This is a genomic window from Gillisella taibaishanensis (assembly GCF_001938985.1).
In the GTDB taxonomy this organism is placed as follows: Bacteria; Pseudomonadota; Alphaproteobacteria; order Rhizobiales; family Rhizobiaceae; genus Allorhizobium; species Allorhizobium taibaishanense.
In genome coordinates this window covers 422,613-436,363 of the sequence record NZ_MKIN01000020.1, presented here as the reverse complement: position 1 = coordinate 436,363, position 13,751 = coordinate 422,613, and the positions used below count along the sequence as shown (strand labels likewise).

General features: G+C 61.4%; 11 protein-coding genes. 4 read left to right on the top strand and 7 right to left on the bottom strand.

Annotation, left to right across the window (positions count from 1 at the left end; translation table 11 throughout):
* Positions 1 to 248: 248 nt before the first annotated feature.
* The 3 genes from BJF91_RS07235 to BJF91_RS07225 all read left to right on the top strand — a co-directional run bounded on the left by BJF91_RS07235 (position 249) and on the right by BJF91_RS07225 (position 2,989).
* Entirely contained in the window at positions 249 to 686 is a 438-nt protein-coding gene (locus tag BJF91_RS07235) for an FKBP-type peptidyl-prolyl cis-trans isomerase (RefSeq protein ID WP_075613791.1), read from the top strand.
* A gap of 160 nt (positions 687 to 846) precedes the next feature.
* Positions 847 to 1,587, top strand: coding sequence for a metallophosphoesterase family protein (locus BJF91_RS07230; RefSeq protein ID WP_075613790.1), 741 nt, complete (start codon positions 847 to 849; stop codon positions 1,585 to 1,587).
* A gap of 1 nt (position 1,588) precedes the next feature.
* Positions 1,589 to 2,989 carry a bifunctional serine/threonine-protein kinase/universal stress protein gene (locus tag BJF91_RS07225; RefSeq protein ID WP_075613789.1) on the top strand — a complete coding sequence of 467 codons (1,401 nt, stop codon included), beginning with the start codon at positions 1,589 to 1,591 and terminating at the stop codon, positions 2,987 to 2,989.
* Between the two features lie 29 nt (positions 2,990 to 3,018).
* Here BJF91_RS07225 and pdeM read toward each other — a convergent pair whose 3' ends face one another.
* From pdeM to BJF91_RS07205, 4 genes are all read right to left on the bottom strand, one after another.
* The gene (pdeM, locus tag BJF91_RS07220) at positions 3,019 to 3,747 is read right to left on the bottom strand and encodes a ligase-associated DNA damage response endonuclease PdeM (protein WP_083943202.1); all 729 of its coding nucleotides are present in this window, start codon (positions 3,745 to 3,747) and stop codon (positions 3,019 to 3,021) included.
* 22 nt (positions 3,748 to 3,769) lie between these two features.
* Positions 3,770 to 6,277, bottom strand: coding sequence for a ligase-associated DNA damage response DEXH box helicase (locus tag BJF91_RS07215; protein ID WP_075613788.1), 2,508 nt, complete (start codon positions 6,275 to 6,277; stop codon positions 3,770 to 3,772).
* Positions 6,278 to 6,379: 102 nt separating this feature from the next.
* Positions 6,380 to 7,162, bottom strand: coding sequence for a transporter substrate-binding domain-containing protein (locus tag BJF91_RS07210; protein WP_075613787.1), 783 nt, complete (start codon positions 7,160 to 7,162; stop codon positions 6,380 to 6,382).
* Positions 7,163 to 7,289: 127 nt separating this feature from the next.
* Complete coding sequence (locus tag BJF91_RS07205) at positions 7,290 to 7,937, bottom strand: YitT family protein (RefSeq protein WP_075613786.1); 648 nt, start codon at positions 7,935 to 7,937, stop codon at positions 7,290 to 7,292.
* 286 nt (positions 7,938 to 8,223) lie between these two features.
* Here BJF91_RS07205 and BJF91_RS07200 point away from each other — a divergent pair, with 286 nt between their 5' ends.
* Positions 8,224 to 10,164 carry a diguanylate cyclase gene (locus BJF91_RS07200; RefSeq protein ID WP_075613851.1) on the top strand — a complete coding sequence of 647 codons (1,941 nt, stop codon included), beginning with the start codon at positions 8,224 to 8,226 and terminating at the stop codon, positions 10,162 to 10,164.
* 41 nt (positions 10,165 to 10,205) lie between these two features.
* On the opposite strand, the gene BJF91_RS07195 is transcribed toward BJF91_RS07200, so the two are convergent.
* The 3 genes from BJF91_RS07195 to BJF91_RS07185 all read right to left on the bottom strand — a co-directional run bounded on the left by BJF91_RS07195 (position 10,206) and on the right by BJF91_RS07185 (position 13,750).
* Entirely contained in the window at positions 10,206 to 11,585 is a 1,380-nt protein-coding gene (locus tag BJF91_RS07195) for a histidine-type phosphatase (RefSeq protein WP_075613785.1), read from the bottom strand.
* Between the two features lie 192 nt (positions 11,586 to 11,777).
* A complete protein-coding gene (locus BJF91_RS07190) occupies positions 11,778 to 13,052 on the bottom strand; it encodes an ABC transporter permease (RefSeq protein ID WP_075613784.1) in 1,275 nt (424 codons plus the stop codon).
* Positions 13,049 to 13,750, bottom strand: a complete 702-nt coding sequence (locus BJF91_RS07185; protein WP_075613783.1) for an ABC transporter ATP-binding protein — start codon at positions 13,748 to 13,750, stop codon at positions 13,049 to 13,051. Before BJF91_RS07185 ends, BJF91_RS07190 begins: the two co-directional genes overlap by 4 nt.
* Between the last annotated feature and the right edge of the window lies 1 nt (position 13,751).

Here is a 13,751-nt window from a genome sequence, read left to right as displayed (position 1 = left end):
AGACATTTACGTCTTTGCCGTTGATTTGCCGCGTTTCAGACCTACCTTAAGGATGCTTGCACCTTCGGGTGTGAACACTCCGATAGTCGTCATGCAACCCACGAATTTCCGTGTGTCGGCTGAATTGCTTCCGCGCCCGCCATCGGCAAGTCCGGTCACGCGATGCGCTTGAAGGAAGCTTCAAGGAGGTGATTGCCCTGCCCTATGGGCGGAGATCGCGCCTCCCTTGAGAGACGAAAGGACCCATCATGACGCAAGCAAAAAACGGCGATACCGTGCGCATCCATTATATCGGCCTGCTGCCTGACGGTACGCAGTTCGACACATCACGCGACCGCGACCCGCTGCAGTTCGAGATCGGCTCCGGCCAGATCATTTCCGGGCTGGAGCGGCAGGTCGACGGCATGGAAGTTGGCGGTAGCCAGCGTGTGACAGTGCCTGCGGCTGAGGCTTACGGCCCGCATGATCCGCGCAAGGTGCAGCAGGTGGCTCGCGAATTGATACCCGCCAATATCAATCTCGCCCCCGGCACACGACTTCAGGCACAAAGCGATAGCGGCGCACCGCTGATCGTGACCGTCACAGATATCGCCGAAGATGTCGTGACTATCGATGCCAACCACCCGCTTGCTGGGCAGGACCTGATTTTCGAGGTCGAACTGCTCGACATTGTCAGGGCAGCCTGACCGGCAACCTCCAGTTTGTCGAATTATCCCACCCTCCGGCCCTCCACCGGAGGGTTTTTCATATCTAACCGCTGAATGCCGCCCCCGTCTTCAGTAGGATAGAATAGCCCGCTCAATCCGCCTATCATCGCGCAGAAGACAAAGCGGCAACGGAGGATTGATGCGCATTGCCCTGTTCTCCGATATCCACGGCAATGCCCAGGCTTTCGAGGCGGCCTTGCAGGCCGCGAGCGAGGCGGGTGCCGAGCGCATCGTCATTCTCGGTGACATCGTCGGCTATGGCGGTGACCCAGGATTGTGCGTGGACAAGGTGCGGGCCCTTAAGGAGCAAGGCGCGCTTGTCGTGCGCGGCAATCACGATCAGGCCATCGGCGATCCCACGATATCTTTGAACGACACCGCCCGGTCTGCCATTCATTGGACGCGCGACGCACTGGACGACGATCAGAAAGCTTTTCTCGCCAATTTGCCTCTGATGCTGCGCGAGGAAGACCGGCTCTATGTCCATGCCGAGGCTGGCGCCCCACCGAGCTTTCACTACGTGACGGACGCGCAAGCGGCGGCAGAGCATTTTGCCGCCTGCGAGGCACGCGTCAGCTTTTGCGGCCATGTGCATCGCCCGGCGCTCTATGCCAGTGCGGCAGGCGGAAAGGTCATTACCTTTGTTCCGCATTCGCAGATCGCCATTCCGCTTCTGCCACAGCGGCGCTGGCTGGCGGTGATCGGCTCGGTCGGCCAGCCCCGCGACGGCGAGTCCGGGGCAGCCTTCGCACTGATGGACACGACAGCAGGTACGCTGTCCTTCCTGCGTGCCGAGTATGATATCGATGCTGCGGCCGCCGCCATTCGCGCTGCGGGCTTAAGCGAAACGCTGGCAACCCGGCTTTACAGGGGGCGCTGACATGGTGCGCAGCAAGCTCGAGCTCGGCAGCATCATCGACGGCTTTACAGTGGTGGAGCAGGCCCATAAGGGTGGTATGGCCCGGCTCTATGCCGTGACCCATCCCGACTATTACTTTCCGTTGCTGATGAAAGTGCCGGAAATGGGCGGCGGTATCGATCCGGCGATGATCGTCGGCTTTGAGATGGAGCAGATGATCCTGCCGCGCCTAGCAGGCCCGCATGTGCCGCGCTTCGTCGCCAGCGGCGATTTCTCCCGCCTGCCCTACCTCGTGTTCGAGCGCCTGCCCGGCAAATCGCTTTATCCGCTGCTCGATAGCCTGCCTATCGCGGTCGAGGAGGCGGTGCGGATCGGCGAGCGGGTTGCCACGGCACTTGCCGACCTACATCGCCAGCATGTGGTGCATCTCGACATCAAGCCCTCCAACATCCTGTTTCGTGAAAGTGGCGAGGCGGTGCTGGTCGATTACGGCTTGGCGCGGCATCTGGACCTGCCGGATCTTGTCGGCGAGGAACTGCGGCTACCATATGGCACCGCGCCTTATATGGCGCCGGAGCAGATCCTCGGCATCCGCTCGGATTTCCGCTCAGATCTGTTTGCGCTCGGCGTGCTCCTGTATTTCTTTGCGACCGGCAAGCGGCCTTTCGGCGATCCCCAGCGGCTGAAGGGATTGAAGCGTCGGCTCTGGCGCGATCCGGTCCCGCCGCGCGCGCTCAATCCGGCGATCTCGCCCGCCTTTCAGGAGGTGATTTTACGTTGCCTGGAGGTCAATCCGGCAAGGCGGGTGCCAACGGCGGCGCAACTGGCGCTCGACCTTAAGGATCTCGCCGCCGTGCCGCTGACAGCGCGGGCGCAGAAGCTGAAGCAGGACGGGCTTTCCGACGTGTTGAAACGCCGCTTCAATCCCGACCCAATCGAACTTTTGAAGCCGCAGGTGGCAACAGCGGCACTTGCCAATGCACCGATCATCGTCGTAGCGCTCGATCTTGGCGACACGAGCACCGAACTTGCCGATGCCATGCGGCTGACGGTGTCGCGCATCATGGCACGCTCTCCCGGCGCCCGCGTCGCCTGCCTGAATATCCTCAAGATCGCCCGGCTCAATCTCGACAGCGATCTGGACGAGGAAGGCAATAACAAGCATGTCATGCGGCTGGGCAAGCTGCGGCAATGGGCGGCGCCCTTGAAGGACCAGCCGCAGATCACCTGCCATGTGCTGGAAAGCACCTCGCCAGCCAATGCCATCCTAGACTATGCCCGCGACAACAGCGTCGACCATATCGTCATGGGCGCGCGCGCCAACTCGGCCAGACGGGCGCTTCTCGGCAGCGTTTCGGGCGAAGTCGCTTCTAAGGCACCGTGCACAGTCACCGTTGTGCGGCTGCGAGAGCGGCCAGAGTAACGTAAGTAAAAACTTACAGTACCGTGTTCTTAGCCGGTCAAGCCGTCGAAGCGGACGGAATAGAGCCGGTCGCGACCCAGCAGATGCGCCACCAGATTTTGCTGCGCAAACAATCCGGCAAAGGCCCGGTGCCGCAAGTCGAGACCGCCGGTGGTCACGCCGAAAGCCGGCATGATCAGGCGGGCGCCATCGGCAGCAAAGCAGGCACGGCGTACTGACTTATCGCGCCGGCGCACGGTGGCGGCAGGGTGGAGATGACCCGCGATTTCGCCACGGCCATGATTGCCGGGCAGCGGCTCATGGCGAAAGACCAGACCGCCATAGGCGAGTTCGTCCGCCACTGTACCAGCAAGGTTTTCGACGCCATCGGGGTCGTGATTGCCGTTGATCCAGATCCATTCGCGTTCCCGCGCAAGGCCTTCCAGCCGCTGCCGGAAAATCTCGGGCATCAGGGCCGAGCCCTGCCGGTCATGGAAATTGTCGCCGAGACTGATGACGATCGCCGGATCGAAACGCGCCAGCACCGCCTCAAGCTTGTTCAGCGTCGCCACCGTATCGTAAGGCGGCAGCAATTGACCGCGACGGGCAAAAGCCGCCCCCTTTTCCAGATGCAGGTCCGACACGACAAGCAGCCTCTCCGCAGGCAGGAACATCGCACCTGAGAGATCGCACAGTGCCTCAACGCCTGATATCTCGATCCTGACGGTCAGGTCCCTACCCTGCGGACGTTCTGCGAATGCTGCGGCCAATTGCGCCATATGCTTCCTACTTGACTTGCCGTCACCCCATCGCCTCGGCGATCAGATCGTCGGCGGCTTCCGCCAGCACGTCTTCCTGCGCCTCGCCGACCACGCTTTCACGGCCGATCTCCAGCATGACCGGCACGGCGAGCGGCGAGACATGCTCCAACGGCTTATGGACGATATGCCCGTTGATTCGCTTCAGCATATCGCCAAGCCGGGCAATATCCAAAAGACCGTTTGCCGCATCGGCCCGAGTGGCTTGCAACAGGATATGGTCAGGCTCATGCGCGCGCAGCACGTCATAGATCAAATCGGCAGACACCGTCACCTGCCGGCCGGATTTTTCTTTTCCAGGATGGCGTTTTTCGATCAATCCGGCGATGACTGCGCAGGTCCGGAAGGTGCGCTTCAGCATGTAGGATTCGGCAAGCCAGGCTTCGAGGTCGTCGCCCAGCATATCCTCCTCGAACAGTTCGGCCAGCGACAGCTTGCCCATGGTGACCAGCCAGCTCAGATCCTCCAGCCCCCAGATCGCCAAGGCATAGTCGGTGGCGACGAAGCCGAGCGGTTTGGCGCGCATCCGCTCCAACCGGCGGGTGAGCAGCATGCCAAGCGTCTGATGCGCCAGCCGCCCCTCAAAGGGATAGAGCACCATGTAAAAGCGCTGACCGCGCGGAAAGGTCTCGACCAGCAATTCGCCGCGTTTGGGCAGCACGGATTTCAGCTTCTGTATTTCCAGCCAGTCACGCACCTGATCGGGCAGGTTGCCGCGCCGGGCGGGATCGTCAAGCATGGCGCGCACCTGGTCTGCCAAATAGGTCGACAGCGGAAACTTGCCGCCGGCATAGGCTGGAATTTTCGGGTCCTGGGAAAAGGCGCTGGAGACCAGGCATTCGCTTTCCCGCAGCCCCTCGAAGCGCAGGACCTTGCCGGAAAACAGGAACGTATCGCCCTGGCTCAATTGCTCGACGAAGTATTCCTCGACCTTGCCGAGCGTCATGCCGCCCCGGCCGATGGAGCCGAGATGATTGCGCTTGACGAGACGGACATTCAGCATCGGCTCTTCGACGATGGTGCCGAGATTGAGCCTGTATTGCTGCGCCACCGCAGGATTGGCGATCCGCCAGGTGCCGTCCTTTGTCTGGCGGATGCGGGCATAACGCTCATAGGTCTTCAGCGCATAACCGCCGGTCGCGACAAAATCGACGATCCGGCCGAACGTGTCACGCGGCAGCGAGGCATAGGGCATGGCCGAGCGCACTTCCTCATAAAGCGTCTCCGCCTCGAAGGGCGCGGCGCAGGCCATGCCGAGCACATGCTGGGCCAGCACGTCGAGCGGTCCCTCGCCAACCGCCTGGGTGTCCTGAGCGCCGAGATAGTTGGCGTCGAGCGCGGCCTGGCATTCCATCACTTCGAAGCGATTAGCTGGCACCAGAATGGCACGGCTTGGTTCATCCATGCGGTGATTGGCGCGGCCGATGCGCTGGGCGAGCCGGCTGGCGCCCTTCGGTGCGCCGACATGGATGACGAGATCGACCTCGCCCCAGTCGATGCCGAGATCGAGCGTCGATGTCGCGACAACGGCGCGCAGCCGGTTGGCGGCCATTGCTTCTTCCACCTTGCGGCGCTGGCCGACATCGAGCGAGCCATGATGCAGCGCAATCGGCAGGTTGTCGTCATTGGCGGTCCACAGTTCCTGAAACAGCATTTCCGCCTGGGAGCGGGTATTGACGAAGATGATCGTCATGGCGAACTGTTTCAGCACCGCATAGATATCAGGAATGGCGTAGCGGGCCGAATGGCCGGACCAGGGAATGCGTTCCTCGGTGTCGAGAATGGTGATATGCGGCCGCGCACCGCCGGCGACGGTCACCAGCCCGGCTTGCGCCTGCTCTTCCGGCTTTTGTGCCACCAGCCAGCGCTGCAGCTCCGGCGGATCGGCGACGGTGGCGGAAAGGCCGATCGTTTGCAGATCCGGTGCCAGCCGGCGCAGCCGGGCAAGGCCCAGCGCCAGGAGATGGCCGCGCTTTGAGGTGACGAGCGAGTGCAATTCGTCGAAGATCACATAGCGCAGGTCCTTGAAGAAGCGCGGCGCTTCGCCATTGGCAATCAGCAGTGCCAGCTGTTCCGGCGTGGTCAGCAGAATATCCGGCGGATTGAGCTTCTGGCGCTGGCGCTTGGCCTGCGGCGTGTCGCCGGTGCGGGTCTCGATGGTGACGGGCAGCCCCATCTCCTCGACGGGCTTGACCAGATTGCGCTCGATATCGACGGCGAGCGCCTTCAGCGGTGAGATGTAGAGCGTGTGGATGCCGGTAAAGGCTTCGCCCGGCCGCTTACGGCCGCGCCTGGTGAGATCGACCAGCGATGGCAGGAAACCGGCGAGCGTCTTGCCCGCCCCTGTTGGTGCGATCAGCAGCGTGCTTTCGCCGCGCTGCGCCCGCTCCAGCAGGTCCAGCTGATGGGCACGCGGCTGCCAGCCCTTTTGCGCAAACCAGCGCAGGAACGGCGGGGGCAGACGGGAAAGGGCGGACGATGGATCTGACACGCCGATAAGATAGGCGAAAGCGCGTGAAAAAGAAGCAGGGCGTACATGATTATCCGGTTTGCGATTGGCTTTCGCTTCGCAAACCGGACAGCGTTCTAAATGTTACTGCATGGCGGCGTCGAGCTTGGCTTTCCAATCGCCATTCTCAAGCGCCTTGGCCATGAAGGCGTCGACGGCGCTTTTCAGGGCCGGGTCCTTACGCAGCAGATAGGCATTTTCAAAATGGGTGAAGGGTTCCTTGACCGCTGCCGGGCATAGCACGCCGGGATGCAGTTTCGACTGCAGATCGACCTCGACACCGTCGGTGACCATCACATCCGCCTTATTGGCGGCGATCTGGTCGAAAATCACCTTGTTATCGGGGAAAACCTCGATTGGCGCCTTGGTGAAATGCTCGTGGGCGAATTTGTCATTGGTGCCGCCGGGATTGACGATGACCCGCACCTGCGGCTGATCGATGGCCTCCAGCGTCGTCAGCTTGTCCTTGTCCTCGCAGCGCACGATCGGGCGTTTGCCGTCCTTGACATTGGGCAGCGAGAAATCGCCAACCTCGGCGCGGGCCGGGTTGACGGTGATGCCGCCCAGAACCACATCGAATTTGCCGGCCTTGAAGTCGTCGAGCATGGTCTTCCAGGTGGTCATCACGAAATCCGGCTTGACGCCGAGGTCTCCGGCCAGTTCCTTGCCCATGGCGATATCGGCACCGACAAGATCGCCATCCACGCCCTTGTAGCTGAAGGGCTTGTAGTCACCCGTGGTGCCGATGCGCAGCACGCCGGCCTGTTTGATGGCGGCAAGAGCGCCATCATCGGCACGGGCATCGACATTGGCAAGGCTGGTGGTGAGCAGCAGGGCCGCGGCAAGGGCGGAGTGGAAAAGTCGCATCGTCTGTCTCTTTCTTGAGCAATTGATAAATCTGGGCGCCAGTTTGCCCGAAACGACAACAGGGCAGCAAATTCCGTTCCAGATCGAAGAGCCTCAGCCCATCGCGAGGCTGTCAGCCTCACAGACTCTATCTGGCGATATAGCGGTCGCGACGATGGTTGATGGCCAGCGTCAGATTGACCACCACGGCGCCGATAATGGAGCAGGCAATCACGCCGGGCGTTGCCACGAAGAAGGAGGCCGCCAGAACCATGGCATCAAAGCACAGCTGAACGAGACCGGCCCGCCAGCCGAACCGGTCCTGCAGGAAGAGCGCCAGAATACCGAAGCCACCGAGACTGGCCTGATGGCGAAACAGGGCGAGCATGCCGGTACCGATCAACAGCCCGCCAAACAGGGCAGCAACAAGCGGATCGAGCATGGCAAAGCCGATGAACTTCGGCAGAAGCGCGCTCAAAACCGAGGTCAACAGCACCGCAATAAAGGTCTTCACCGTGAACGCGAGCCCCATGCGCCGGAAGGCGAAATAGTAGAAGGGCAGGTTGATGGCAAAAAAGATCGGACCAAAACCGACACCCAGGAGATAATGCAGCAGAAAACCGACGCCAGCCGTGCCACCGGACAGCAGTTTGGCATTCGACAGCATGACGACGCCCAAGGCTGCGAGCATGCTGCCGGCCAGAAGCCCTTGAATATCATCCAGCAGCGAATGCTGCTCCGGCCCCGCCGCGATTGGCTTTAGATCACTGGCGGCCTGCTCGTCTGCTACGGTCATGTCTTGCCCTATCCTGTCGTCACATGCGTCATCCGTAGACCCGACACGGCGCGTCCTCAAGGGCGATCAGGCGCAATTACAGGTTACGAACCGGCTTCCGCAAGCCAGGCCGCAAAACTCATATTGTCCATCGCGGGAGTTGCATCTCGAATTGGCACGAAAACATTATCAAGTTCGAAATTACAAATTAACGAAGGCCTTCTAGGATCATCTTCGCATGCTCTCTGAGGCGCCTTCGCGTCATGCTTGCATGCATCGCCAGGCCGTGGAGGAGACGACGGATCAGATGACCATGACGATGACGCAAACGCTCGTCAATATCGCCCTTGTCCTGCTGTTTTCCATGCTTTGGAGCCGGTTAGACGGATGGCTGGAGCGTCACAGCCCCGCACATCGGTTGGTCGGGCTTGGACTGATCGGCGGGCTGACGACAATTCTGCTGATGCTCTTTCCGCTTGCAGTGGCCCCCGGCGTGTTCCTCGATCTGCGGTCCAGCGCGATTGCCGTCTGCGGCCTGATGGGCGGTCCGATTTCAGCAGTGCTGTCGGCTGGCATGGCCGTAACTTGGCGGGTGTTTCAGGGTGGCTTAGGGGCCGGCGCCGGGGCGCTTGCCATTCTTCTTGCTGCCGCAGTCGGGATCTGCGCGGGATGGCGCGACGATCGCGCCATCCTCAGCATCAGGCGGATCGTGTTGATGAGCGTCGGCCTTGTCATCGTGCCGCAAATCACCATCCTCGTCCTGCCCCCGGAGACATGGCCGCTCGTGCTGAGCAGCTTGCCACTCATGTTGCCGATGCAATGTCTGGCAGCACTGCTCGCGGCCCTTATGATCCGTGCGGAATTGCTGCAACGGGCGAAACTGCAAGAGGCGGAGCTTTATCGAAGTATTATCGAGACCATGCCGGAAAACCTCACGGTCAAAGACCGGGAAGGCCGTTTCATCCTTGCTAATCCTGCCGCCGCCGATGTGCTTGGACTGGCGGACCCGCAGGACATGATCGGCAAGACCGATGCCGATTTTCATTCCCCTGCGCTGGCCAGCCAGTATCATAGCGACGAGCAGGCGGTGTACGATGCCGATAAGGCGCTCCTGCTTGAACAGAGCTATGAGACAAGCTTAGGTCTCAAGGGTTGGTATTCCACCCTCAAATACCCGATCAGAGAACCGAAGACCGACCGGATCGTCGGGCTCGTCACCCACAACAGGGATATCAGCAAGCAGAAAGAGCTGGAACGTCAATTGGCCGAAAGCCGGCAGCAGTTGACCGATGCACTCGCCAACATGGCCGACGGTCTCGTGATGTTCGACCGACAGGGCAAGCTGGTTTATTGCAACGAGCGCTACCGCGCGATGTTCTCAAAGACCGCGGACCTTAGGGTTCCCGGAGCCCATTTGCGCGACATCATCGCCGCATCACGCGCCAGGGGCGAAGAAGCTCTGCCCGCTGAAGCAGCAAGCGCGCCAGCCGCTTGCGACCGAGCCGACGATAAAATGCCCGCACTGCCCCTGCAACCGGGCAAGCGGGAGATCCAGCTCTGGGATGGACGCGCGCTGGAAGCGCAGACAAGAAGCGTCAGTGGCGGCGGTTCGCTGATCGTCTTTACCGACATTACCGTTGCAAAGCAGGCTGAGGAAATGCTGCGGCAAGCCAATCGCGCCTTGGAAAAGGCCGCCTTTACCGATGGCCTCACGGGTCTCTATAATCGCCGCGCATTCGACGTGCATATCCGCCACGAACTGGCGCGTTCGCGGCGCTCCGGATCGGGCGTCTGCCTGTTAATGATCGATATCGACCACTTCAAGCTGTTCAACGACCGCTACGGCCACCAGTCCGGCGACCAGTGCCTGCGCCAGGTTGCCTCAGCGTTACGCGCGACCGCAAAGCGTGGCACCGATATTGCAGCGCGCTATGGTGGCGAGGAAATGGCGCTTTTGCTGACCGACACCGACCTAGCTGGCGGCGAAATCGTTGCTCGTCACTATTGCCAAGCGGTGCGTGATTTGCGCATTGCCCATGAAGGCAGCCACAAGGGTTTCGTCACCGTCAGCATCGGCGTCGCGGCCGTTCCGGCAGATTCCATCCATGACAGCGACGACTTGATCGCAAGCGCTGATGCGGCTCTCTACCGCGCCAAACATGGCGGTCGCGACCAGCATGTCGCAGCCGAACTCCAGCTGGCGCCGGTTGATACATTAACCAGCAAAAGGGCAAAGCACGGTCGGTAACACTTGCGTAGCCCAGTCAATGCCTCACGAAGGCTTTCGTCTTATGACTTGAACGGTGACCGATAGTTTTGCGGCCCAACTGCAGTCATATCCAGCTTGGCGCGCGTAATGGCTAGAAACCGATCCAGCGGGCAAGCGCCCTTAATCGCCTGATCTTCACAGCCGGGCAAGGCTACGGCGCCCTGGAGCGGTGGATTGTTGCCGTCAAGCGGCGACGCCGCGCGAATCTGGTCAAGAGAAGGAGCAATGAAGGACATGCGCACGAATGCCTTGCCCGCTGCATCATGCAGCCGTTCGAAGGCCAGTGTGCCCGTCGGCGGCGTCTCGTCATCCACATACGGCGGAATATGCCAATGCAGGCCGAGAATGGCGCCGATTTCGGATTGCTGGGTATCGGAGCCGGTAAACAGCGTGTATTTCGCGTTCGGCGGCCCATCCGTCACGGCACCGGCGGCCGGATCTGCGGCGACCGCCAGAAGAAGCTGGTTGAGAATGTTGGAACCGTCGCGGGCAGCGAGATAGGGCACGCGCACGGAGACGTCGTATTTCATCTGGCGCAGTTCCGACAGGCGGATGATGTCATCGGCCTTCGGGGTCCGGCCAAAGCCGACCTGTTCAGCCGGAAAGCCATTGGCATATTGCAACAGGAAGACCTGAACGACCGTGCCCGCCTCCTTCAAGGGGCCGACCACTTCTACGCTGGCGGGCTTCTCGCCCTTGGCCTCCTTCACCTTGATCGCCCAAGGCCGCTCGGAGAGCGTGCAGGCCTTTGTGGGATCAGCCTTGTCACACAGCGAGACCGCGCAGCAGTCGAGGATGCCATCAAGTTCCTTCATCAGGCTGGCGGCGCGGGCGCGCGTCTTTTCAAGATCGCCACCAGCCGCGTCCAGAATGGCTGCCTTGGCCTTTTCAGTATCGATCGCACCAAGCTTGGTATCAGAGGGAGCATAGAGACTGTCGACGCCATCGGACTCGTCCACCTTGTTGAAGCCCACGGTCAGGCCGCAGCCTGGGAACATCGTCTCCAGCATGACATTGCCGGTGTCGATGGTGCGTTTGACCGAGCCATTCGCCCAGCCGAAGGCCGCACCGGGTGCCGGGCAACCCTTTTCCGGTAAAAGGCCGCGCTGGCGCAGCATGGAGCTTTCCCATTTGGCCAGTTGCGCCACAGCTTCCGCGCCATGCGGCGTCAGTTGACCGTCGGGCGTATTCCATTGCAGCCAGGGCTTGGAGGAGAGCGGTTCGATTTCCTTGAGGCTGGTTTGCGGTCGCACGCCATGGCGCATGAGCACCACGTATTTGTCGAGGACCATGCCATCCTGAGCCACGACCGGTTGAGCGATCCCGCCCAATCCGAAGCTGAAAGCTGCCAAAGTCAGACCCAGCACCACAGATAGCCGCTTGGTGAACACAAAACGCATTATTACCCCCTCAAGAGCCAAGGCCCGCCCCATGGGCAAACCGTCCGCGACTCAGCATATCGACACGGCTTCCATATCGCCGGGCAATGAAGGTTATGTGACGCAACAGAAACGTTTTTGCCGGTGCCTACAGCATAATTTGGAGCGCCACAGCATCGCTCGCTTGATGAAACGCGCGATGCTGTCCTGTCGTCACGAACGCAGGGCCGCCACCGGGGACTGGCGATAGGCAAGCCAGGCCGGCAGGGCGGAGAGCAGGGCGGCAAACATCAGCATGACGCCGATCTGCCAAGCGTCCTGATGGAGGAATTCCACAGGAAGATCAAAGCCATTGCCTTGCTTGACCGCCTGCGAAATTGCCCTTGCCGCGCCATAGCCAAGCCCGACGCCAAGACCGATACCGGTGAGAAACAGGCTGAACAGTTCCAGCCAGACGATCAGGAAGACCGACAGGCGAGGTGCGCCGAAGGCCCTGAGCGCGCCGATCTGCTTGCGGCGCTGGCCGATATGCACCACCGTCACCAGCAACAGTGCGCCTGCCACCAGCACCTGCGCACCAGCGGCAACGAGTGAGAGGACAAGTTTTGCATCGCCAAGCGTCGCATAAAGCTTGGTCAGGACCTCGCCGGGAAAGACGCCGAGCGTGCGATCGTTGCGATAGTCCTGGCGCAGCTTATAGGCGGCAGCAATGGTCTTGGGCTTGACGAGGATCGCCGGAACGCCTGGGTCTTGAGCGTCGAACTGCTCGCTGATCGGCGCATCCGGATCGATGTGACCATGATGATCGTGATCGTCATGGCCGTCATCATGTTCCTCATGCGCGGCGCCGTTCTGGGCGTGGTCATGATCGTCTTCATGCTCCTCGCCGAGACCGTGAATATGCCAGACCGCCTGTACCGGCACCAGAATGGCGCGGTCCCAAGCGGTGCCCGTTGCCTTCAGGCGACCGACGACATGATAAGCGAGTTCGCCATGGGTATGACCGCCTTCGGCTGCGGTGCCGTGCATGGGCTTGACCGTGTCGCCTGTCTTCAGCGCCACATCGGCACCAACAAGCGCCTCGCCTTCGTGGGTAAACATCTTCCCCTCGGCAAAGCCCGGAGTGGTCGCCGCAATCAGGCGGGTTGTCGTACCCACGATTGGATAACCGGCAAAGCTGTCACCGAAGGCGACCGGAGCCGCCCACTCAACCCGTGGATCGGTCTGCAGGCCCGCGAGAACCGTGCCCGGCAGGAGTGGCAAAGGCGAAGGCTGTAGAAAGACCGAGGACAGCACCAATTGGGTTTCCGAACCGGCCGCACCGATCACAAGATCAAACTTGTCAGCCGCCCGGGCACTGCCGAGGCGAAGCGCCCTCTCCTGCAATGTGACGGCAACGCCCAGTGCCGTCGACAATGCCACCAGAAGGCAGATCACCAGGGCTCCTGCCCAGAGACGGCGGAGATCGGCGAGAACGAAGCGGATCATGCATCACCTCCGGCAGGTTTGTGGCTCCCTGCGGTGTCATGCACAATCACGCCGTTCTTGAGTTCGATCCGCCGAGGCAAGCGCTCGACGAGACGGGCGTCGTGGGAGACGACGACAAGAGTGCTGCCTTCGGTCTCGGCAAGATCCAGCAGCAGATCGGCAACGGCGGCACCTGCCTCGACATCCAGGCTGGCGGTCGGCTCGTCCGCAATGATCACGCCCGGCTTTCTCAGCACAGCGCGGGCCACAGCGACGCGCTGCATCTCTCCGCGCGACATGGTCTCGACAGGCTGCTGCGACCGCTCAAGCCCGAAGCGGCCCATCAGGTCCTGCGCCCGCGCCACGCACTCGGTTGTAGCCACCCGGGAGAGCCGGGCGGGCAGCAGAATGTTGTCGAGAGCCGACAGGCCGGGGAAAAGATGAAAGTCTTGCATGACGAGGCCGATATGCGCCGCACGAAACCGGTCACGCGCGCCTTCGGACAGCGTTGCGAGATCCGTGCCGTTCCACCGCGCATGGCCTTGGCGCAAGCGCTCCAGGCCGGTGATGACATTGACGAGCGTGCTTTTGCCCGAGCCAGAGCCGCCGGTAATCGCAAGCTGCCCGCCGGCCGGGAGGTCGAGCGACGCTATCGTCAAAACCGGTTTCGCCGTGTCAGCATAACGGACGGAGACATCATCAAGAGTAAGCGCCATCATT